This is a genomic window from Lactobacillus sp. PV034 (assembly GCF_014522305.1).
Lineage (GTDB): Bacteria > Bacillota > Bacilli > Lactobacillales > Lactobacillaceae > Lactobacillus.
Genome location: NZ_CP041982.1, coordinates 1,496,599 through 1,520,603, shown reverse-complemented (window position 1 = coordinate 1,520,603; position 24,005 = coordinate 1,496,599). Strand labels below are relative to the sequence as shown.

Genomic DNA, 24,005 nt, shown 5'->3' with positions numbered 1-24,005 from the left:
TATTATTTGTCTTCCTTACGACGACTTGCCAAACCAATAATACCTAATACTGAGGCAATTGCTCCAGCGATAATGCCAACTGCAGAAGTCTTTTCACCTGTTTGAGGTAATACTTCTTGTGTTGCGTGTGGCATTGGTACATCTTCATTTTCTTGTACTTCATTTACATGCACAACTGGAACTTTCTTCACACTTACAGGTTCTTCTGGAACACTTGCATGTGGTGCTGGAGTGTTGTCTTCTGGTTCTTCTGGTACTTCAGGGGTTTGTGGATGTGGCATTGGCACATCGATGCTTGGATCTTCTGGAGTTGGTTCGTCCGGAATTTCTACATCTGGAGTTGGTTGTGGATGTGGTTGTGGTGTTGGGTTTGGATCAGTTGGTGTATTTGGTTCAACTGGTTCAGTACCTTGAGTAAAGTGAACTTCGAAAGTTTGTCCACCCTTCACAAATACTTCCTTACCATTTTCAAAGTTACTTGAAACAAACTTATAACCCTTTTCTTCATAGTTAGAAATAGTTGAAGTTGTGGAGTAAGTTACTTCAGAGCCAACTTCTCCTGCCACCTTAACTTCTGACATTGTTTCTCCAGTAGTGTCATTAATGTACTTAATCACATCAACAGCAGCTTCAGGCTTAGTATCTACAAGTGGTGGCATTGTTGAAGTTTCCTTCTTAATGTAAGGAACCTTAATGTTATCACTTGGATTTGGTGGAGTTGGCACCTCGCCATCTTTAGTTGGTTTTTCTGGAACATATCCTGGAATATCAGGAATTGGCACATTTGGCACAACCTTGGATGGATCAGTTGGATCACTTGGATATGGAGGAGTATCAACTGGTACATTTGGAATTGGGTTTCCGTTTGGATCTACTGGCACAATATGGCCATTTGGTGCATAAGTTACAACAACATCAATGTTGGCACTATCGTGGTCCACGGTAACAGTATCAACGTTTACACCATCTTTAGAATCTGCGCTTACACTGATTACGTGGTAGTAATTTACTACTGGTGTTTTTACACCATTAAGTGTTGTAGATTCTGGAGTCCAAGTTAATTCACCATCTTGGCTGGTGATATTACCTGCTGCATCAACAGTTACTAAGTTACCAGTTACCTTGTCAATAATACCTGAAGCAGTAAACTTAATATTTTGAGTTACTGTCTTAGGTGCAACAAATTTATGATCTTCTGCTTCACCATTAGCAACATAAGTAATTGTACGAGTTACTGTCTTTTCAAGATCTGTCTTAGCAGTTCCATCTGGGAATTTTGCTTCTGGATCATTAGGATTTAATGGTTCACCTGGTTTACCTGGATGATTTGGATTTACTGGTTCAGTACCATGCTTGAAGTGAACTTCGAAGTCATTGCCAGTCTTAGCAAATGTTTCATTTCCATTATCAAAGTTACTTGAAACAAAGTCGTAGCCTTCATCTTCGTACTTCTCAATAGTTGAAGTAGTGTTATAGTCAATCTTTTGGCCTACTTCACCAGCAATAGTTGCTTTTGACAAAGTCTTGCCAGTTGTATCGTCAATGTAAGCAACTTGACCAATTACTGCTTCTGGGTCAGTTACAGTAGGTGCATTACCTGGTACTTTTCCTTCATTTTTAGCGTATTTAACAATTACATTGCTATCGGCACTATTATGGTTAACAGTAATGCTGTCTACATTAATACCATCTTTAGAATCTGCACTTACACTTACTACATGGTAGTTTGTCACAACTGGTGTAGTTACTGCATTGAGGTTTGCTGAATCTGGAGTCCAAGTTAGCTTACCATCTTCATTTACGATATTACCCGCTTTATCCAAAGTTACCAGCTTACCAGTAACCTTATCCATTGTACCTTGAGCAGCAAACTTAACAGTTTGAGTCACTGCACCTGGAGTTTTATCTCCTGCACCAACGTAGGTAATAATACGAGTCACATTATGTTGAAGCTCTGTTGATGTATAACCTGCACCTGGATGATTTGGATTTACTGGTTCAGTACCATGTTTGAAGTGAACTTCGAAAACGTTGCTTCCATTAGAAAATACTTCATCATTATTTTTAAAGTTACTTGAAACAAAGTCATAACCCTTATCTTCGTAATCTTTAATTGATGCTTCAGTACTATAATTAATCTTTTGGCCTACTTCACCATGAAGATCTACGCTATCTAAAGTTGTATTAGTAGTATCATCAATATACAATACCTCACCGGCTACTTCTTCATTATCAATCACAGGAGGTAGATCCGGAACTTTTTCCTCTTTCTTAGTGTAGACAAAAGTAACTGTATAAGGATATGGCGTAAATTTACCTTCAGTAGCTCCATAAGTCTTATCTAAAACATAACCATCAATATCTTTGGCAGTTAGCTTCCAATCACCAGCTGCATGCCAGTGATCTGAATAATTAATCCCGTTATTAGTTTGGTCAGGGTTAGCTTCATTTTTTTCAATTGTAGTTGCGTCAGCAATTTGTTGGCCGTTTTGATCAACATAATAAGCAGTCACAGGCTTATTTGGAATGAGATAAACCATACTGTCAGGTGCATTTATATTGTAGTATTCGTCATTCTTGACATAATTAAAAGTTCCTAGCCAGCTGTACCCTTGCTTGTTATAACGATTAATTAAATCTTGATATTCCTTTTCAATATCACCATTAGCTTCCCCATATGTCTTACCTTGTTGTCCTTTAATTTCAATTTCACCAGGTAAGTATTCAACACTAGGTGCAATCCATTGCTGATTTAAAGTCGCTCCAGACTTAATATCCTTAGGATCTTCATTAGGTGAGACCTTCTTGTACTTAAACTGTACAATAATTGGATTTTCGTTACCTGCAGATTGTACCTTATCATAAGAGCCAACATATTCAGGAGCTGAGACTAATTCATACCCTGGAATATCAATTGCGTGAGCTAAATATTGAGAAGTGCCTGGATAAATCGGATTACCTTCAGCATTGGCAATACTTTGACTACTAAAGTAATTTGAAAATGCACGCGTAAATGATAATACTTTTCCTGATTCATCTACATACTCTACATAAACGGGTGAAAGAGGTGCATAGTGTAAAGTAATATCTACATCATGGCCATTTGGATAAGCATTATTACCTTCTAGTTTAAAGTTATCGGTAACAGCGTCAGGATTCATTAATTTATAACCACGAGGAGCGGTACCTAAATCATAAACAAAATCAGAATTTTTCTTTTCAACGTCTAAAACACCATTTTCGAAATTGAAATTCCAAGCAGCATCACCATATACCCTGGTTAAAGGTGCGTTAGTAGCATCGTCCCAGGCAGTAACTTTGATATGATAAGTTTTATTCTTATCATCATTAGTAGTTGTCACTACCTTCTTTGAATTTACAATTTGAGAATCAAGTTTAGCAGTTTTTTCTTCTTTAGTATCTTTGTTTTCTGCAGAAGTCTTTTGCTTTGCTGCCTGATTAGTTTCAACTGAATCCTTAGTTAGAGAGTCAACAGCTACCCCAATCTGATCTTTATTAGTAGTGACATCAGCTTTTTTATCAGCTTGACTAGGAGAAGCACTTACTGGTTCAGCTTCACTAGATTTATTATTAACAACTTCAACTTTTTCATCAGCTTTAGCCACTTCAGCTGCATGTGCTTGGCTAGTCTGAGTACCTAGATATAAAGAAGTTCCAAGTAAAACAGAAGCAGCACCGATAGTCAATTTTCTAATACTAAAGTGATTATTGCGTTGTGCTGCTTGTTCCATCTTTTTTATTCTGTTATTCTTTGATACCATTTTATTCCTCCGTCTTAATCGATGTCTAATAATTTAATAAGCTATAATTAAATATAACATTAGTTATTAATTTGGCAACACTTATTAAATAACGCATTAATTTCAGTAATAACAAATAATTTCAAGACTTTTATTCAGTTATGTAACATTTAATTTGCACTAAGCTTGTATATCAAGACCCGTTTTAAATAACACCAGACGACTAATGCTCAAAAAAATTCACTTTTTTTCTTAAAATTGCGTTGTTTCTTATTTTTTATTGTGTTCATTAATAACTCCATACATAAAAAAAGAGATTCCTTCTGGAATCTCTTTTTTGGATGATTAGATTGATTAGAATTAATATGACTATCGATTACTTGTCTTCCTTACGACGACCTGCCAAACCAATAATGCCTAATACTGAGGCAATTGCTCCAGCGATAATGCCAACTGCAGAAGTAGTCTTTTCACCTGTTTGAGGTAATGCTTCTTGCGTTGCATGTGGCATTGGTACATCATCATTGGCATCCACTTTATTTGCGTGAACTACAGGTACTTCACCTTCATCATCACTTACCGGTTCCTCTGGAATACTTGCATGTGGTGCTGGGGTGTTGTCTTCTGGTTCTTCTGGAACTTCAGGAGTTTGTGGATGTGGCATTGGCACATCTGGGTCTTCTGGAGTTGGTTCATCAGGAATATTTTCTGATGGGGTTTGTGGATGTGGTTGTGGTGTTGGATTTGGATCTTCTGGAGTATTTGGTTCAATTGGTTCATTACTTTGAGTAAAGTGAACTTCAAATGATTGACCACCTTTGACAAATACTTCATTTCCGTTATCGAAGTTACTTGAGACAAACTTATAACCTTTTCCTACATAGTCGGAAATTGCTTTGGTAGTCGTATAAGTTACCTTAGAGCCTACTTCACCTGCCACCTTAACTTCTGACATTGTTTCACCAGTTGTATCATTAATGTATTTAATTATATCAATGGCTGCTTCAGGCTTAGTATCTACAAGTGGTGGCATTGTTGAAGTTTCCTTCTTAATGTAAGGAACCTTAATATCATCACTTGGATTTGGTGGAGTTGGAACCTTATCATTCTTAGATGGAATATCTGGAATGTAACCAGGAATTACTGGGACTGGTACATTTGGTACAACTTTTGATGGATTAGTTGGATCTGTTGGATATGGTGGTGTGTCCACTGGTACGTTTGGAATTGGGTTTCCATTTGGATCAACTGGGATAATGTGACCGTTTGGTGCGTAAGTTACAGTTACAACGTAACTTTCAGTATCATGGTTCACAGTCACACCATTTACTGAAGTTAAACCATTATCATCTTTATCAATACTTATTACGTGTTGTTTTTCAACAACTGGTACAGCTACTGATGATAATTTTTCATTATCTGGAGTCCAAGTTAATGGTGTTACCCATTTGCCAGTTACTTTATCAAGTTTTCCTGCAGCAGTGAAGTGAGCAGGTTGAGTAACAGTCTTAGCTACTTCATTACCATTTTGATCAACAAACTTGATAGTACGAGTCACGTCTTTTACAAGATCATCTTCCTTAGTACCATCTGGATACTTAGGACCATTGCCTTCTGGATCGTTAGGGTTCAATGGTTCACCTGGTCTACCTGGGTTTTGTGGGTTTACTGGAATAATGCCATGCTTAAAATGCACCGTAAAGTCATTGCCCCCCTTTTCAAAAATTTCATTCCCATTGACGAAGTCACTTGAAACAAAATCATAGCCTTCGTTTTCATACTTAGTAATAGTTCCAGTAGTAGTGTAATCAATCTTTTGACCTACTTCACCAGCAATTGTTGCAGTTGACAAAGTCTTACCAGTTGTATCGTCAATGTAAGCAACTTGGCCAATTACTGCTTCAGGCTTAGTATCTACAAGTGGCGGCATTGTTGAAGTTTCCTTCTTAATGTAAGGAACCTTAATATCATCACTTGGGTTTGGTGGAGTTGGTACTGTTTGGTCCTTACCAGGAACTTCTGGAATATCTGGAATATAACCAGGAATTACTGGAACTGGTTCATTTGGTACAACCTTAGATGGATTGTGTGGGTCAGTAGTGTATGGTGGAGTGTCAACTGGTACGTTTGGAATTGGGTTACCATTTGGATCTACCGGAATAATGTGACCGTTTGGTGCGTAAGTTACAACAACATCAATGTTATTGCTGTCATGGTTAACAGTAATTGCATCAACATTTACGCCGTCTTTAGAATCTGCATTGACACTTACTACGTGGTAGTTTGCCACAACTGGTGTGGTTACACCAGCAAGAGTTGAAGATTCTGGGGTCCAGGTTAACTTACCATCTTGGCTAGTAATATTACCAGCTGCATCAACAGTTACTAAGTTACCAGTTACCTTGTCAATAATACCTGCAGCAGTAAACTTAACATTTTGAGTTACTGTCTTAGGTGCAACAAATGGATAGCCATCTTTTTGGCTACTTGCAACATAAGTAATAGTGCGAGTTACTGTCTTTTCAAGATCTGTCTTTGCAGTTCCATCTGGGAATTTTGCTTCTGGATCTTTAGGATTTAATGGTTCACCTGGCTTACCTGGGTGATTTGGATTTACTGGTTCAGTACCGTGCTTGAAAATAACATCGTAAGTCTTACCATTATTTGCAGTAGTAAAGTCCTTACCTGCTGCTTCAAAGCCGTTTGATACTAATACGTAACCTTCGTTTTCGTAATCAGCAATCTTAGTGTCTACACTATTGGTATCAATAGCTGAGCCATCTTCACCGGCTAATTTTTCAGAAGCTAAAACCTTATTGTTATCAGTTTGATCAATGTAATTTACAGTGATTACTGCTGCTTCTGGGTTAGTTACAGTAGGTGCATCACCTGGCACTTTTCCTTCTTTCTTGATGTAAACAAAAGTTACATTATAGTCATAAGGAACAAATTTACCTTCAGTAGCACCATAAGTCTTATCCAAAACATAGCCATCAATATCTTTAGCCATTGCTTTCCAATCACCAGTTGGATGCCAGTGATTTGATTCGTCAATACCATTATTAGTTTGATCTGGATTATTAGGATTTTGCGCAATTACTGTTGGTGTAGCAAGCTGGTTCCCATTCTTATCTTCATAATATACGGTAACAGGCTGATTAGGAATTAAATTAACAGCTACGCCACCTTCATTAAAGTTGTAATAATCGCTATTCTTGTGGTAGTTAAAAGTACCAACATAAGTGTAACCTTGCTTTTCATAACGGTTGATCATGACTTGTTCTTTTTCTTCAAGATTACCATTTTCTTCACCGTAAGTAGTTCCGTATACCCCAGTTACAGCAGAACCTCCTGGTAAATTTTCCCAAGTTGGGCCAAACCATTGACCGTCTACTTCAGCTCCTGCCTTAACATCTTTTGGATCTTCATTTGTAGTGATCTTCTTATACTTAAATTGCACAATAATTGGATTTGCATTATCTGCTGATTGAACTTGATCATAGTAACCAATATATTCTGGATCAGATACTAATTCATAGCCAGGGATATCAATAGCATGAACTAAGAATTTTGAAGTACCTGGATACATAACATCACCGGCAGCATTGGCAATACTTTGACTACTTGAAGTATTAGAACCAACTCCAGTAGTTGACAATACTTTGCCAGTTTTTTCATCAACATACTCTACATAAACAGATGAAAGTGGTGCGTAATGTAAAGTAATATCTACATCATGACCATCGATATATGCAACATTACCAGCCATCTTGAAGTTAGAAGTAATAGCTTCTGGGTTTAATAATTTGTATCCCATTGGTGCCATTCCCAAAATACCAACAACATCACCAGCTTTTACCTCTTGACTAAAGCTACCATTATTACCAGGTAGTTTCCCAGTATAAGTCAATGGTGTATTTTTAGCATCATTCCAGTAATTAATCTGAACTTTGTAAGTTTGATTCTTGGCATCTTTAGTAGTTGCTTTTTCTTGTTCACTATTAGTAGTTGCTGGAGCATCTTGAATTGCTTTTGCTTCTGCTACAGCTTTACTATCTTGATCATCTGCTGATTTAGCAGTAAGTTGATTAGATTGAACTTCATTAGCTTTAGCTGTTTCAGTGTTAGCTAAAGCTTGAGTTGTCTTAGTTTCAATATCTTGATTATTATTTGAAGTATCATCATGTGTAACAACAACTGCTTCTTTGGGTTCGTCAGCAGTAGCTGCATGAGCTTGACTAGTTTGTGTACCTAAGTATAAAGAAGTCCCTAATAATACTGAAGCAGCTCCCACTGTTAGCTTTCTAATGCTAAAGTGATTGTTACGTTGTGCTGCTTGTTCCATTTTCTTGATTTTATTATTCTTTGAAACCATTCTTTTCCTCCGTTTTAATTGTGAACTAATAATTCAATAAGCTATGTATTAAATATAACACTCGTTATAGATATGGCAATAGTTAATAAATAACATTTCAACATCAATATTATCAACTAATTTCAAAGTCGTCTTTTAATTATGTAACGATTATCTAACGACTATTAAGAGCTTAGCGACGGTTATTAAATAACACCCTAATAAATAATTAAAATAAAAACTTCAATATTTTTAAAATTTACGTTGTTTCATATTTTTTAAATAATATATTAAGTATATATACAAAAAAGAGACTCCTTACGGAATCTCTTTTTTAGACGATTAGTTTTTTTAGAAATAATATGACTTTAAATTACTTGTCTTCCTTACGACGACTAGCTAATCCGATTACACCTAATATTGAAGCAAGAGCTCCGGCAATTAAGCCTACAACTGAAGTCTTTTCACCTGTTTGAGGTAAAGTTTCTTGAGTTGCGTGTGGCATTGGTACATCTTCACTAACCTTGTTAGCATGAACTGCTGGTAATTCTTTTACACTTACAGGTTCTTCTGGAACACTTGCATGTGGTGCTGGAGTATTGCCTTCTGGTTCTTCTGGTACTTCAGGTGTTTGTGGATGTGGCATTGGCACATCGATGCTTGGATCTTCTGGAGTTGGTTCGTCCGGAATTTCTACATCTGGAGTTGGTTGTGGATGTGGTTGTGGTGTTGGGTTTGGATCAGTTGGTGTTTCAGGATTACCTGGTTCAACTGGTACATATGGAACTGGAGTATTTTCACCTGGATCATGTGGAGTCACTGTTGATGGTGCGTGTGGTGCAGGTACATAACCTGGTACGTCTGGTACTGGTTCATTTGGTACTACACCTGATGGGTTCTTAGGATCAGTTGGGTATTGTGGTTGTGGTGCATTTGGAATTGGGTTGCCATTAGGATCAACCGGTACAATATGACCATTTGGTGCGTAAGTTACTGTTACGGTGTAGTCACTATCGTTAACAGTTACTGTTACACCTTTAACTGAAGTTAAGCCATTACCATCTTTATCAATGCTTACTACGTGTTGTTTTTCAACAACAGGTACGTTAACTGATGATAAGTCTTCACCCTTTGGTGACCAAGTTAATGGAGTTACCCATTTACCAGTTACCTTGTTAAGCACACCACTTGCAGTGAAGTGAGCTGGTTGAGTAATACTCTTAGCTACTTCCTTACCGTTGTTATCAACGAACTTGATAGTACGAGTGATAGTCTTGTTAAGATCTTTTTCACCAGTGCCATCTGGGTACTTAGGACCATTACCTTCTGGATCATTAGGGTTCAATGGTTCACCTGGCTTACCTGGGTTTTGTGGATTTACAGGTACAGTACCTTCATTAAAGTGAACTTCAAAGACGTTGCTGCCATTAGTAAATGTTTCATCACCATTTACAAAGTTACTTGAAACAAAGTCGTAGCCTTCATTTTCGTACTTAGTGATAGTTGAGTTAGTAGTGTAAGTAATCTTTTCGCCTACTTTACCTTCAAGGGTAACAGTATCTAAAGTTTTACCAGTTGTATCATCAATGTAAGATACTACACCAGCTACTTCGTCATTATTTACAACTGGTGGGTTATCTTGCTTAATGTAAGTAACCTTTTTATTGTCACTTGGGTTTGGTGGAGTTGGTACAGTTTGATCCTTACCAGGAACTTCTGGAATATCTGGAATGTAACCAGGAATTACAGGAACTGGTACATTTGGTACAACCTTTGATGGGTTAGTTGGGTCATTTGGATATGGAGGAGTATCAACTGGAACATTTGGAATTGGGTTTCCTTGTGGATCAACTGGAATAATGTGACCATTTGGTGCGTAAGTTACTACGACATCAATATTCTTACTATCGTGGTTAACAGTAACACTATCCACATTTACACCATGTTTAGAATTAGTGCTTACACTTACTACGTGGTAGTATTTTACTACTGGTGAGTTTACACCTTCTAAAGTTCCATCTTCTGGAGTCCAAGTCAACTTACCTTCTTGACTAGTAATATTACCAGCAGCATCTACAGTTACCAAGTTACCAGTTACCTTGTCAATGATGCCTTCAGCAGTAAACTTAATATTTTGAGTTACTGCCTTAGGTGCAACGAATTTATGATCTTCTGCTTCACCATTAGCAACGTAGGTAATAGTACGAGTTACAGTCTTTTCAAGATCTGTCTTAGCAGTTCCATCTGGGAATTTTGCTTCTGGATCATTAGGATTTAATGGTTCACCTGGTTTGCCTGGATGTTGTGGGTTTACTGGTTCAGTACCATGCTTGAAGACAACATCGTAAGTCTTACCATTGTTAGTATCAGTAAAGTCCTTTCCTGCTGCTTCAAAGCCGTTTGATACTAATACGTAACCTTCGTTTTCGTAATTAGTAATCTTAGTGTCTACACCTTTAGCATCAATTGCTGAACCAATTTCGCCAGCTAAAGCGGTAGAATCAAGAACCTTATTGTCATCAGTTTGATCAATGTATCTGACATTAATTACAGCTGCTTCTGGATTCTTGGTGTAAGTTACAGGAGTATCCTTACCTGGATCTTCTGGAGTCTTAGTTGGTGTGTTTGGAGTGTAACCAGGAATATTTGGTACAGGTTCGTTTGGAACTACACCTGCTGGATTCTTAGGATCAGTAGTGTATGGTGGAGTATCTACTGGAACATTTGGAATTGGGTTTCCATTTGGATCAACTGGAATAAAGTGACCATTTGCAGCATAAGTTACAACAACATCAATGTTATTGCTGTCATGGTTAACAGTAGTTTCATCTACATTTACACCATCTTTAGAATCAGCACTTACGCTTACTACGTGGTAAGAATCAACTACAGGGGAGTTTACACCAGCAAGAGTACCATCTTCGGGAGTCCAAGTTAATTTACCATTTTGGCTAGTAATATTACCAGCTGCATCAACAGTTACTAAGTTACCAGTTACCTTGTCAATAATGCCTTCAGCAGTAAACTTAACATCTTGAGTTACTGTCTTAGGTGTATTAAATGGAATAGCTCTGTGTTCGCCGTTTGCTAATTTAATGTAAGCTTCTTCACCAGTTGCTACGTAAGTAATAGTACGAGTTACAGTCTTTTCAAGATCAGTTTTAGCAGTTCCATCTGGGAATTTTGCTTCTGGATCTTTAGGATTTAATGGTTCACCTGGCTTACCTGGGTGATTTGGATTTACTGGTTCAGTACCGTGCTTGAAAATAACATCGTAAGTCTTACCATTATTTGCAGTAGTAAAGTCCTTACCTGCTGCTTCAAAGCCGTTTGATACTAATACGTAACCTTCGTTTTCGTAATCAGCAATCTTAGTGTCTACACTATTGGTATCAATAGCTGAGCCATCTTCACCGGCTAATTTTTCAGAAGCTAAAACCTTATTGTTATCAGTTTGATCAATGTAATTTACAGTGATTACTGCTGCTTCTGGGTTAGTTACAGTAGGTGCATCTCCTGGTACTTTACCTTCATTTTTAGTGTACACAACTGGTGTATCCTTACCTGGATCTTCAGGTGTAATTTCCTTAGTTGGAGTTGTGTAGCCTGGTACGTTTGGAGTTGGTTCGTTTGGTACAACACCAGCTGGGTTCTTAGGATCAGTTGGGTATTGTGGGTGAGGTGCACCTGGAATTTCGTTACCATCTGGATCAACTGGAATAATGTGTCCATTTGGTGCGTACTTAACAACTACAGTACTATCAACACTATCATGGTTCACAGTAATTGGATCTACATTTACACCATCTTTAGAATCTGAGCTTACACTTACTACGTGGTAATTTGGTACAACTGGAGAGTTTACACCATCAAGAGTTGCAGAATCTGGAGTCCAAGTTAACTTACCATCTTCATTGGCAATGCTTCCATCAGCATTAAGAGTTACTAACTTACCAGTAACCTTATCCATAGTACCTGCAGCAGTAAACTTAACATTTTGAGTTACAGTCTTAGGAGATGCATCTTCTGCACCTACATAAGTAATAGTACGAGTTACTTCATCTTGAAGTTGAGTCTTAGTGTATCCTGCACCTGGATTTTCTGGGTTTACAGGTTGAGTTCCATGCTTGAAGATAATGTCGTAAGACTTACCGTTGTTAGCATCACTGTATTCTTTACCTGCTTCAGTAAAGCCGTTTGATACTAATTCATAACCAGCACCTTCGTAAGCTTTAATAGTAGTAGCTGGATCATACTTAATTGCTGAACCAATAGTACCTTGAATTGGTACAGTTTGAAGAACTTTATTGTTATCAGTTTGATCAATGTAATTTACAGTAATCTTAGCTTCTTCAGGTGTAGCATCTTTTGCATATTCAAAAGTTACTTCGTAAGCCCATGGCATGAATTTACCGTGATCTTCACCATAAGTCTTTGTTACATGGTAACCATCAATCTTCTTCTGAGGAGCAGTCCAGTCACCTTCTGGATACCAGTTTTCTGCTGGATTTACACCTTGATTAGTTTGATCTGGATTGTTTGGATTACTTGCTAAAATTACATCATCTGCTAACTTGTTACCATCTTGATCCACATAGTGAACTGTAACAGCTTGATTGTTTGTTAAATCTCTTCTACCAGTCATTGCATTAGCAAGTGGAACTTCATCAGCTTTATACTGGCCTGAGTCCGCTAATGTTGTCCATCCTTGTTTCTTTTGTTGCTCAATTAACTTTGCAAGAGCTTCTGATGCACCTGGATATTGTTCCCCAAAAGTAGCATTAATTGGTGCATTATAGTTTCGATACTTATCGTAATCAAGATTAAATATAGCTTCACCGCCGCCAATAGTTTCAGTTGCATCTGAAGGAATAAGGGCTCCACCAGTCAAACTCTTAGAATCTTCATTTTGACTATTCTTCTTATATTTAAAGGTAACCACAACTGGATTAGTACCGTCTTTAGTTTTAGATTGAGTATCTACTCCAGACCATGTTGCATCTCCAATTAAATCAAATCCAGGAATATGCAATGCGTACGCATTAATTGGTGTATCTCCCAACGGAATTGGTATACCATTAACATCTGTAGTTTCTTGACCTGGCCATGGATTTGTATAAGTTCCAAAGGTATTTGAATTATCAATAGTATAGGTAATTAAATTCTTTTCAACAGTATTACCATTTTCATCCTGTTCTTCAGCAACATATTTAATTTCAACTGGCGAAATAGGTGCAAAGTAAAGAGTCATATCGACATCATTCATTGTCTTTAAGATAACATTACCCTTTTTAGCAATCACTGATCCTTGAGGATAACTCATCATGCCTGCTATATCATCCGGCATAACGATGTCACTATCTAACACTTGGAAATTCTTGGCTACTTCTTCTGGATTTAAAAGTTTCCAGCCATATGGAGCTATTGCAAAGTCACCAGCAGAATCAATTGCTAATTCGTCTCTATTATATACACCTGTATTATTATAGTACTGACCTACAAAGAACTTTGGATCTCCAGATGTTTTTGGATCCATTACTTCACCAGTTAAAGCATTAATCATTGTAATTTTAACGTGATATTTCTTTTGCCATACATCTGGAACACCATCTTCACCTGGTTGACCTGGATATTCTGTACCATCCCAGTTATCGTCATCATAATCTTCTAACACACTAAGTGGGTTTACACCTGAAGTTGAATCTGTAGTTGCTGCTTTACTTTCTTTTAAAGCATTTTCAAGCTTCTTAGAATCAACTTTCTTTGCATCCTTGTTGATCTTGAATTCTTGGGTAGTGGTTTCTGACTTCTTGTCTACAGCACTTGAAGTTGTAGCATCGCTTGCTGCACTGCTTAATGCTGCTGAACTTGCTTGACTTGCTGCGCTAGATACAGCTGAGCTAGCTACACTTGAAATTGCTGCGCTACTTGCTTGGTTAGCTGCACTTGCAGGCATTGCAGCCGCAGAGCTTGCTGGTGCTTCACTCTTTGCAACTTCAGTAGTCTTAACATCACTTTCACTCTCAACTGCAGCATGCGCTTGGCTAGTTTGGGTACCAAAGTATAATGAGGTACCTAGTAAAACTGAGGCAGCACCTACAGTTAATTTTCTAATACTAAAGTGATTTTGGCGTTGAGCACTTTGTTCAAACTTTTTCACCTTATTATTTTTTGAAACCATCTTTGTCCTCCGATTTATAATGTCTAATAATTTAATAAGCAAATTAAATATAACTGATGTTATTTATATAAGCAATACCTAATAAATAACATTTTAATAAGATTGATATTTTTTATAAATCAGTTAATAGTGGGTTTCGTGCCCCCCCCCAACTTGCTGCTGTTAAGCTTTTTAAACATAACACAGAGTGGCAAATCTCCTAAAAAATATTTCAAAATTAATTAAATTTACGTTGTTTTTTATTTTTTAATAATATAAGTTATTTCGAAAGTATATGTTATTAAATAACCTCAACTTTGCTATTTTACAGAGTTTTCCTTATAAAAAAACGAGAAGAAAGTTCTAATCGCTCACTTCTCGTTATTATTCTTCGCCATATATCCTATTCACTAGCTCTTCTGCTTCTTGATCTGAAATTAATTTTAGCTTTTTAACTGCAGATAGCGCTGCTTGTCTATTTTGGCCTAATTCATAATATGTTTCCACAACCGCTTCGGTTTTACCTAAGGCTTTACCTTTTCTTTCACCAACAGCTATGCCTCTTCTTTCGCCAACGGCTATACCTTCAGCCTTGCCTTTCTCCATCCCCTCGTATCTGACTTCATTCAGCTTCTCTTCAAACGTCATGATCGTTCTCCTCTTCTCTGGACTTGCATTTATTTTCTCTATTTCCTTAATGGCATAATCAAAATGCTTGTTAAGCTTCAAACGTCATGATCGTTCTCCTCTTCTCTGGACTTGCATTTATTTTCTCTATTTCCTTAATGGCATAATCAAAATGCTTGTTAAGCTTCTTCGGCTTTCCATTCATTAAATCAACTAGCGCCTGTAAATCTTTGCTAACTTTTTGATCTTTTCCCTTTGAATTAATAATAATACGCTTGCTTTTATCATTCAACTTACATTCTTTGCCTAATTCATCTTCATAATTGGAAAAACTATAACGTAATCTTCTAAAACCAAAAGGATCAAAATCACACAGGAAAATGACATAGCTTTCTTTTAATTCATGAAAACTTTTTCCTTTACGTAAAGCATAACTATCAATTTTAGATTGATAATACCGCATTCTAGCCCCTAAATCTTTTTCCTTAGCCACCTGCATCTCAATATCATATAACCTATCTTTTGTGTCCTTTACTAAAATATCTAAGCGGACATCTCTACTAGCATCGGGTGTGCTGACATCATGTTGACGATTTAAATATTCAATATCTTTAATCTTGAGTTCTGGAATAATAATCTGTATTAAATACTTACAAAATTCTTTATTATCCATTACCCAACCAAAGACAACGTCGTTAGTAAAACCGTAATAAGGTTTAATCATAAAACTCTCCTTTTCATAATTACTAATAATAATTACAAAAAATTAGGTGGTTTTATTTCAAAACAAAAAAGCTCCCCGAGCGGGGAGCTTTTACAAGAAAGGCTATAACTATTTAACAGTTACAGTAGCACCAACTTCTTCAAGTTTTGCCTTGATGTCGTTAGCTTCGTCTTCAGAAACGCCTTCCTTAAGGTTCTTAGGAGCACCATCAACAAGGTCCTTTGAATCCTTAAGACCAAGGCCAGTGATGTCACGTACAACCTTGATAACCTTAACTTTTTCTTGACCAACGTCAGTTAATTCAACGTCAAATTCAGTCTTACCAGCGTCACCACCAGCAGCACCTGCAGCTGCAACTGGAGCAGCAGCTGAAACGCCAAATTCATCTTCGATAGCCTTTACTAAGTCGTTTAATTCAAGAATTGATGCATCTTTTAAAGCATCGATAATCTTTTCAGTATCTAAAGCCATTATAAGTTTCCTCCAAAAATATAGTTTAAATTTACGAAATTATTATTCGTCTTTAGAATCTGCAACAGCCTTAACAGCATATGCAACGTTGCGAACAGGTGCTTGCAATACAGAAAGAAGCATTGAAAGTAAACCTTCGCGACCTGGGATAGAAGCAAGCTTCTTGATTTCGTCTTGGCTTGCAACCTTACCTTCGAGCATACCACCTTTAATAGATAATACGTCGATATCATCTTCGTATTTAGAAACAATACGAGCAGGTTCAGTAATGTCATCTGCATCAGCAGTGTAAACAATAGCAGTTGGACCTACAAAAGTATCATCTAAACCTTCGATACCAGCCTTTTCAGCAGCACGTCTTAAGTAAGTGTTCTTCATAACCTTCATCTTAACGTTAGAATCGCGGAGATCCTTACGTAAGTTAGTAACTTGATCAACAGTTAAACCTAAGTAATCAATTACTAAGATAGCCTTAGCAGTCTTAAGTTCTTCTGCGAAATCGTTGACAAGTTGTTCCTTTGCAGCAATAGCAGCTTTACTCAATGAATTCACCTCCAAAATACTTATTCAGATAAATTCTATCTGCCGAAATAAAAAACTCCACGCCAAAAAGAGACGTGGAGTGACAAAACTCGTTCTTTTTCTGGCCTCGGCGGGATATTAAGGCTTACGCCACCCGAGTCTTAGGTAGAATTTACTTCGTTAACTACTTTACTAGGAATGCTGGTAAAAGTCAACAGCTAATTAAACCATTTCTTCTCTAAGCGACTAATGGTTCCATCTTTTTTTAATTCATTCAAGGCCCAATTTAATTTTTTAGTCAATGTTTTATCTTTTTTATTGACCCCAATGGCAAATTCTTCACTTGGATAAGGCAGCACTGATTTGCTAAAGTCATTGCCGTCCTTAGTATGTTTTAAATAGTAATCACCATAAACGCTATCAATCAATAAGCCATTTATCCTGCCAGCCTTTAAATCTAAGAAGGCATCATTATAGTTATCATATTGTACTGTACTGGCAACTCGATCTTTAAGTACTTTAGGATAAGTATCATAAGCATCAGCACCAGAAGAGCCAGTCTGCAGCCCCAGTATCTTGCCTTTCATTTCCTGATAATTCTTAATATGCTCAGTTTTTCTAGTAACCAAAATTTGCTTATTTTTTAAATATGGTTCAGTAAAGCTTTCCTTTTTGGCTCTCGCCTTAGTTTTAGTATAGCCATTCCAAATAACGTCAATGGTTCCATTACGTAATTCGGTTTCTTTCATATCCCAATCGATTGGCTGAAATTGGGGTTTTAACCCTAATTTTTTACAAGCTGCTTTGGCTAAATCCACATCAAAGCCCACTAAGTTACCATTTTTCTCCCTAAAATCCATGGGCACAAAACTATCATCAATTCCAATAACCAAGGTCTTGCGTTCTTTGATTGCTTGCCAAGAGTTGGTTCGTTCACCACAAGCGCTCAGTAAGGTTAAGCTACAAAAAAATAGAATCAGATATAAAAACTTCTTTTTCATTACTTATCCCCTTTAAGCTTGCCAACTTCAAGAATCTTATCTGCAACTGCCTTTCCAAATTGGTGATCATGGGTAATTACAATCTGAGTAATACCACTCTTTTTTAATTTAAAGAAAATATCTTTTACTTTCCCTACTAATTCTGGATCAAGGGCAGAAGTTGGTTCATCATAACAAAGAATTGCTGGTTGCATTTCCAAAGCGCGAGCAATCGCCACTCGCTGTTTTTGCCCACCAGAAAGTTGATAAGGGTATGCATTTACCACTTCAGCTAAATCTAACTCATCAATTATTTTTTGAGCCTGCTGTTCGGCCTCTTTTTTGTTTAAGCCTTTGACATTAATAGGTGCCAAAGTGATATTTTCCATCACCGTTAAATTTGGAAAAAGATTATAGTCTTGAAAAACCATGCCAACAATATGTTCGCTGCGATCGGTTGGATCAAATTCTTTACCATTATGATAAAAATGCCCACTATCAGCGACTTCTAGCCCAGCAATCATTCTTAGCAAAGTTGTCTTACCTGCACCTGAGGGTCCAATAATACTTAAAATATCGCCCTGATCAAGACTTAAGTCCAAATTCTGTATAATTTTACGTGAGCCAAATGATTTATTAATATCTTTTAATTCTAATATTTTATTTCCAGGCATTATATTTTTTCTCCACTTTAGCTAAGATAAAAGTTAAAACTCCAGTTAAGACTAGGTATAAAATACCAACCAAAACGAGTGGCACTAGAGATACGTCGCGTGCTGTAGCTACATTACCTGCACGAAGTAAGTCCCATAAGCCGATTACATATACCAAACTTGAATCCTTAACCAAATTAATTAATTCATTACCAATTGAAGGTAAAACAATTTTAAATAGCTGCGGTTGAATAATTCGATGAAATCTTTGCCAAGAAGATAGGCCTAACACCTCAGCTGCCTCTAATTGTCCCTTAGGAATTGCTTGTAAGCCGCCACGGAAGATTTCTGCAAAGTAAGCTGCATAATTAATTACAAAAGCAATTAAAGCTGATTCATAACGGGGAAAAACTATCCCGACAGTTGGTAAGCCATAAAAAATAAAGATTAATTGTAATAAGAGTGGAGTTCCACGCATAATCCAAATATAAAAACGTAATATTACTTCTAAAGGTTTAATTTTTGACAGTAAACCTAGGGCAACAATAATACCTAAAGGAATAGCTAGAACAGTTGTCCAAAAAAAGATCTCTAAAGTTAACCAAGCACCTGAAAAAAGTGAAGGTAAGATACTAATAATATAATTAATCACTGGAACCTCTTTATTAAATTCAAATTTGTCTACAACTAAAATTATATTTTATTATAAGCATCCTTAACTTGACAACCTCCACCTTAAACAAAAAAAGAACTCACCCACGGCGAGTTCTTTTTGATAATTATCATAAAATAATTAGTCTAAGTTTAATGGATCCAAGTGGATACCAGGGCCAAAGGTTGCTGATACGGCAACACTCTTAATGTATTGGCCCTTTGCTGAAGCAGGACGTGCACGTACAATAACATCACGTAAAGCGTTAAAGTTTTCAGCTAACTTGTCAGCTTCAAATGAAGCCTTACCGATTGGTGCGTGAATTAAACCTTGCTTGTCAACACGGTATTCAACTTGACCAGCCTTAACGTTCTTAACTGCCTTTTCAACGTCCATAGTAACAGTACCAGTCTTAGGGTTAGGCATTAAACCTTTAGGTCCTAATACACGACCTAAACGACCAACTTTAGCCATCATCATTGGAGTTGCAACAACAACGTCAAAGTCTAAGTAACCGTTTTGAACTTTTTCTACTAATTCATCTGAACCAACTTCATCTGCACCTGCATTTTTTGCAGCTTCAGCTTGTGGACCTTCAGCGAATACAATAACCTTTTGGGTCTTACCAGTACCGTTAGGCAAAACAAGTGAACCACGAATTTGTTGGTCAGCTTGCTTTGGATCAACTGATAAGTTGTAAGCAACTTCAATAGTTGCATCAAAATCAGCGTATGAAGTTTCTTTAGCTAACTTCATAGCTTCATCTACTGAATAAAATTTAGTTGAATCAACTTTTTTTGCTGCTTCTAAATATTTTTTACCATGCTTTGGCATGTGATTTCCTCCTTGCAAATGTGGTCAAACAAGTTCTCATAAACTCTCCCACCTTGATTCGTTAACTTTGATTAACGATCCGACGTTCCTAGAAACTTTATTAGTCTTCTACTTCGAAGCCCATGCTTCTAGCAGTACCTTCAATCATGCGCATAGCAGCTTCAACATCTGCAGCGTTTAGATCTTGCATCTTGGTTTCTGCGATTTCCTTAACTTGAGCCTTAGTAACCTTAGCAACCTTCTTGGTGTTAGGTTCACCAGAACCCTTGTCAACCTTAGCAGCCTTCTTCAAAAGAACTGCTGCAGGTGGAGTCTTAGTAATGAATTCGAATGAACGATCTTCATATACAGTAATAACTACAGGAATAAGCATACCCTTTTGATCAGCAGTACGTGCATTGAAGTCCTTAGTAAAACCAACGATGTTGATTCCAGCTTGACCCAATGCAGGACCAACTGGAGGTGCAGGAGTTGCTGCACCAGCAGGGATTTGTAACTTAACTACGTTAATAACTTTCTTTGCCACGGTCAATACCTCCTTGATTCCGTGATGCGGTTATAATGGAGAATTTTCCTTCTTCTCCTCCCACAATAATAAAGATACTCTGATATAGTACCATCAACTTACATTTTTTACAATATCAATTTTGACTTAAGCCTCGAATTTCTTAACTTGATCGTAGTCTAATTCGGCATTAGTTTCACGACCAAACATATCAATTGAAACAGTAAGCTTGTATTTGTCATCATCAATCCCAGTTACTTTACCACTCATGCCCTTGAATGGACCATCAGTAATAGTAACAGTTTCACCAACTTCATAAGTTACATCTGGACGCTTGGCTGGTTGACCTTGTGAACGTAAAATACGATTAATTTCATCTTCATACAATGGTGAAGGCTTTGATCCACCACCATGACTTCCCACAAAACCAGTTACGTTTGGAGTATTTCTTACCACAAACCAGCTTTCATCAGTCATTACCATTTCAACCAAAACATAACCTGGGAAAACTTTTTCTTCTACTTCTTGTTTTTTGCCACGAACAGTTTCGGTCTTTTCTTCTTCAGGAACAATGACTCTAAAAATGTAATCTTGCATCCCTAGAGATTGTGCACGTGATAAAAGATCTTTTTTAACTTTATCTTCATAGCCTGAATAAGTATGTAAAACGTACCATTGTTTCTTGCTGGTTTCTACCATTGTCTTAACTCCTTAAATATTTTTGCAAAATAAAAAACCCCCACTGGAGGTCTCTGTTGTTATCATTATTATAACATACACACTTGTGATTAAAAGAATGTTTGCACGAGGAAAGAAAAAAGTAAGTCTAATAAGCCAAGATACAAACCAAATAAAATTGATGCAGTAATAACCATTCCTGTATCTCTTCTATTTTGTCTCCAAGTTGGCCAAGTAACTTCTTTCATTGTATGTCCAACGCTCTTAAAGAACTTAAACATTAAGCTTACCTCGTTTCCTTATGCAATGTTTGTTTGCCGCAATGCTTACAAAATTTCTTTAATTCTAGTCTTGAAGTTCTATTTTTACTTGCGGTAATAGAATAATTGCGTGATCCACATTCAGTGCAAGCAAGTGCTGCTTTTTTTACTGCCATAAAATCACTCCTAAACTGTGAATAATACTACCAAAAATAGGCAATAATATCAATCTCTTTAAAATATTTCACTTAAAATTGCCAAATAATTATAGTTCAAACAAATTCTAGTGTAAACTTTAAAGTATAGAAAATTTAACAAAACTTAGGAAAATTATAATGATCAAACTTTCTTCATTTAAAAATAGTGATAATAAAATTATCTTCCCTGACAAGGAAAAATTCGCGTTTTGGGATGAATACCCTTCTATTCAAAAAGATATGATAGCTGTTAATAAGATTATCTTAAAGCATATTAGTCACGTTAATGGCATTATGGGGCAAGCGCTATATGATACATTTGCCGTTCCCGGCAAAATGCTGCGACCAGCTTTTGTCATGCTTTTTAGTCAATTTAATAAAAAAGCCAAGTTTAAGCACAAGCAGTTACTCAACATTGCTGCTTCAATTGAAATGCTCCATAACGCAACTTTAATTCATGATGACATTATTGATGAATCAGATATGCGTCATGGTCAAGCTTCAATTCAAGCAAAATATGGTAAACATATTGCCGTTTATGCCGGCGATTATCTTTTTGCTGTTTCTCTAAATATTTTGAGTTCAAACACTAAAAACATTTCTACTTTACAAAGAGACAGTGAAACCATGGAGGCAATATTACTTGGCGAGACCGAGCAATATAATTTTACTTACGACACTAATATTACTATTGAACAATATTTAGAACATATTAAAGGTAAAACCAGCGTTTTATTTGGTCTAGCTTGTTTATTAGGTAGTTTTGAAAGTGGAGCTAATCTTAAGCGAACTCTCCAAGCCAAAAAATTTGGTGAATATTTAGGCCAAGTTTTCCAAATTCGCGATGATATTTTGGATTACACTACCAGTGCAAAAGATTTTAAAAAGCCAGTATTGCTAGATGTAAAAGACGGCGTTTATTCTGCTCCTTTAATTTTCGCCTTACAAAATGATCACGAACAAACGTTACATAATTTAGTCGCCCAGGGCAAAGATTTAACTACAACCCAACTACAAGAAATTGATCGTTTAGTTAAAGAACATGGTGGTATCACACAAGCAAGTAGCTTAGCTGATCAATATACACTCAAGGCACTAGAGCACTTACAAAAGCACTGGCCTGATACACAAGCACGCCAGCAAATTGAAAGTCTAACCCATCAGCTACTAGATCGAAAATATTAATCCCCAGTCAAGAGCAAGCTTAAGCTTGCTCTTTTATATTTTAAAGAAAATCTAAAGCTTAAATACTTTTTTACTTTTTTTAAGTAATTTTAAATATAATTAGCAAGACTAACTTTTAGAAAGTGAGAATTGTAAGTTGAATAATAAAAGAAGTATTTATCCTTGGTGGGTGTTTATTGCTACCTGCTTAATCTCGATTATTGGCTTTGGCTTATTGGTAAACACAATTGGTTTATTTTTTGAACCCGTTAGCAAAAGTTTTGGTGTTGGGCGTGCTAGTGTCTCTTTGATGGGAACATTCCAAAACGCCGCAGCTGCTATTACTTTAATCTTCGCTGGTAAAATTATGAGCAAAGTTAATTTACGCTGGTTATTGACTGGCTGTTTTACTATAATCGCCATCAGCATGTTGTCATTAACCCAGGCTCATTCTTTGATTCATTTCTATGTTGCTTGGATTATTATTGGTATCTGCCAACCAATTGCTATTACTTTATCCATTCCGGTCTTATTAGGTAACTGGTTTAACCAAAAGCTGGGGACGGTGATGGGAATTGCCCTTGGTTTATCAGCGGTCGGTGGTACCTTCTTTAACCCAATTATTGCTGGCATCATCACAAACAACGGTTGGCGTAGTGGTTATTTGGCTGAAGGGTTATTAATTTTAATTATCTTAGTCCCAACCGCTTTATTTTTACAAGGTGAGCCTAACGATAAACATCTTGCGTATGGTGAAAAGAAAGTCCAGCAGCAAGAAAAACTTGAAAATAGTGGCTTTACTCTTCGTCAAGCTTTTAAAATGCCGGTCTTTTATGCAATTGCACTTGCAATGATTGTTCTGCAATATGTATCAGGTTCTGTCCAACATATTTCCGGCCACATCGTTAATATTGGCTTACCGTTAACCACTGGTGCCACAGTGGTCTCTGGTTTAATGCTTGGGGCCGCTGCCGGCAAAATCTCAATTGGTTATCTTCTTGATCGCTTCAATGCCCGCATAGTGCTCTTTTGCTACTCATTGTTTGGCATGATCGGCTGGCTGGGACAAATCTTTTTAAATAATGGCAATCTTTTGATTGGGGCTGCCTTTATCTTAGGGTTAGGACAAGGTATTTGCCTAGTGGCACTTCCTTACTTGATACGCGACGAATTCGGTGCCAAAGATTATAGTAATATTCTTTCTATTATTAATATGCTAGGTGCCTTCGCCATGTCAATCTCAGTTTATGTTGATGGTTTATTATTTGATAAAACCGCTAGCTATAACTTGGGCTGGTGGATTAATGCCCTTGCTTATCTGATTAGTTTTATTGCTTTATTCTTAACTTTAAAATCTCAAAAAAGCAAACAATCTGAAATTGATTTGACTAATTAAGTTTTATTATTTTTCCAAAGCTTACTTTTTGACTTACAATTAAAAAGTAAGCTTTTTATTTTAGGAG

Annotated in this window: 17 protein-coding genes and 1 other annotated feature; of the genes, 2 read left to right on the top strand and 15 right to left on the bottom strand. The window is 36.8% G+C overall.

Going from position 1 to position 24,005, the window contains the following annotated elements:
• Positions 1-2: 2 nt before the first annotated feature.
• The 15 genes from FP432_RS07665 to rpmG all read right to left on the bottom strand — a co-directional run bounded on the left by FP432_RS07665 (position 3) and on the right by rpmG (position 21,357).
• A complete protein-coding gene (locus tag FP432_RS07665; RefSeq protein ID WP_265488727.1) occupies positions 3-3,782 on the bottom strand; it encodes a mucin-binding protein in 3,780 nt (1,259 codons plus the stop codon).
• A gap of 355 nt (positions 3,783-4,137) precedes the next feature.
• The gene (locus tag FP432_RS07660; protein WP_265488726.1) at positions 4,138-8,136 is read right to left on the bottom strand and encodes a mucin-binding protein; all 3,999 of its coding nucleotides are present in this window, start codon (positions 8,134-8,136) and stop codon (positions 4,138-4,140) included.
• Between the two features lie 352 nt (positions 8,137-8,488).
• Entirely contained in the window at positions 8,489-14,296 is a 5,808-nt protein-coding gene (locus FP432_RS07655) for a mucin-binding protein (RefSeq protein ID WP_265488725.1), read from the bottom strand.
• Positions 14,297-14,659: 363 nt separating this feature from the next.
• The gene (locus tag FP432_RS07650) at positions 14,660-15,004 is read right to left on the bottom strand and encodes a hypothetical protein (RefSeq protein ID WP_265488724.1); all 345 of its coding nucleotides are present in this window, start codon (positions 15,002-15,004) and stop codon (positions 14,660-14,662) included.
• Positions 14,994-15,626 (bottom strand): Rpn family recombination-promoting nuclease/putative transposase, encoded by a 633-nt coding sequence (locus FP432_RS07645; RefSeq protein ID WP_265488723.1) that lies wholly within the window; start codon positions 15,624-15,626, stop codon positions 14,994-14,996. The genes FP432_RS07650 and FP432_RS07645 overlap by 11 nt, the downstream gene beginning before the upstream one ends.
• Before the next feature lie 108 nt (positions 15,627-15,734).
• On the bottom strand, positions 15,735-16,097 hold the full coding sequence (rplL, locus tag FP432_RS07640) for a 50S ribosomal protein L7/L12 (RefSeq protein WP_117117553.1): 363 nt from the start codon (positions 16,095-16,097) through the stop codon (positions 15,735-15,737).
• A 42-nt stretch (positions 16,098-16,139) separates the two neighbouring features.
• Positions 16,140-16,640 carry a 50S ribosomal protein L10 gene (gene rplJ, locus FP432_RS07635; protein WP_265488722.1) on the bottom strand — a complete coding sequence of 167 codons (501 nt, stop codon included), beginning with the start codon at positions 16,638-16,640 and terminating at the stop codon, positions 16,140-16,142.
• Between the two features lie 39 nt (positions 16,641-16,679).
• Positions 16,680-16,803 (bottom strand) — a sequence feature (ribosomal protein L10 leader region).
• 34 nt (positions 16,804-16,837) lie between these two features.
• The gene (locus FP432_RS07630) at positions 16,838-17,620 is read right to left on the bottom strand and encodes an amino acid ABC transporter substrate-binding protein (protein WP_265488721.1); all 783 of its coding nucleotides are present in this window, start codon (positions 17,618-17,620) and stop codon (positions 16,838-16,840) included.
• A complete protein-coding gene (locus FP432_RS07625) occupies positions 17,620-18,258 on the bottom strand; it encodes an amino acid ABC transporter ATP-binding protein (RefSeq protein ID WP_322555888.1) in 639 nt (212 codons plus the stop codon). The genes FP432_RS07630 and FP432_RS07625 overlap by 1 nt, the downstream gene beginning before the upstream one ends.
• Position 18,259: 1 nt before the next feature.
• Positions 18,260-18,904, bottom strand: a complete 645-nt coding sequence (locus FP432_RS07620; protein ID WP_265488719.1) for an amino acid ABC transporter permease — start codon at positions 18,902-18,904, stop codon at positions 18,260-18,262.
• A gap of 141 nt (positions 18,905-19,045) precedes the next feature.
• On the bottom strand, positions 19,046-19,738 hold the full coding sequence (rplA, locus tag FP432_RS07615; RefSeq protein WP_265488718.1) for a 50S ribosomal protein L1: 693 nt from the start codon (positions 19,736-19,738) through the stop codon (positions 19,046-19,048).
• A gap of 100 nt (positions 19,739-19,838) precedes the next feature.
• The gene (gene rplK, locus FP432_RS07610) at positions 19,839-20,264 is read right to left on the bottom strand and encodes a 50S ribosomal protein L11 (protein WP_117117543.1); all 426 of its coding nucleotides are present in this window, start codon (positions 20,262-20,264) and stop codon (positions 19,839-19,841) included.
• A 126-nt stretch (positions 20,265-20,390) separates the two neighbouring features.
• Complete coding sequence (gene nusG / locus FP432_RS07605; protein ID WP_265488716.1) at positions 20,391-20,942, bottom strand: transcription termination/antitermination protein NusG; 552 nt, start codon at positions 20,940-20,942, stop codon at positions 20,391-20,393.
• Positions 20,943-21,031: 89 nt separating this feature from the next.
• Entirely contained in the window at positions 21,032-21,202 is a 171-nt protein-coding gene (gene secE / locus FP432_RS07600; RefSeq protein ID WP_265488715.1) for a preprotein translocase subunit SecE, read from the bottom strand.
• Positions 21,203-21,207: 5 nt separating this feature from the next.
• Positions 21,208-21,357 carry a 50S ribosomal protein L33 gene (gene rpmG / locus FP432_RS07595; RefSeq protein WP_117117537.1) on the bottom strand — a complete coding sequence of 50 codons (150 nt, stop codon included), beginning with the start codon at positions 21,355-21,357 and terminating at the stop codon, positions 21,208-21,210.
• Between the two features lie 159 nt (positions 21,358-21,516).
• On the opposite strand from rpmG, the gene FP432_RS07590 reads away from it, so the two are divergent.
• Both FP432_RS07590 and FP432_RS07585 read left to right on the top strand, forming a co-directional pair.
• On the top strand, positions 21,517-22,563 hold the full coding sequence (locus tag FP432_RS07590; RefSeq protein WP_265488714.1) for a polyprenyl synthetase family protein: 1,047 nt from the start codon (positions 21,517-21,519) through the stop codon (positions 22,561-22,563).
• Positions 22,564-22,699: 136 nt separating this feature from the next.
• Complete coding sequence (locus FP432_RS07585) at positions 22,700-23,938, top strand: MFS transporter (protein WP_265488713.1); 1,239 nt, start codon at positions 22,700-22,702, stop codon at positions 23,936-23,938.
• Positions 23,939-24,005 lie beyond the last annotated feature (67 nt).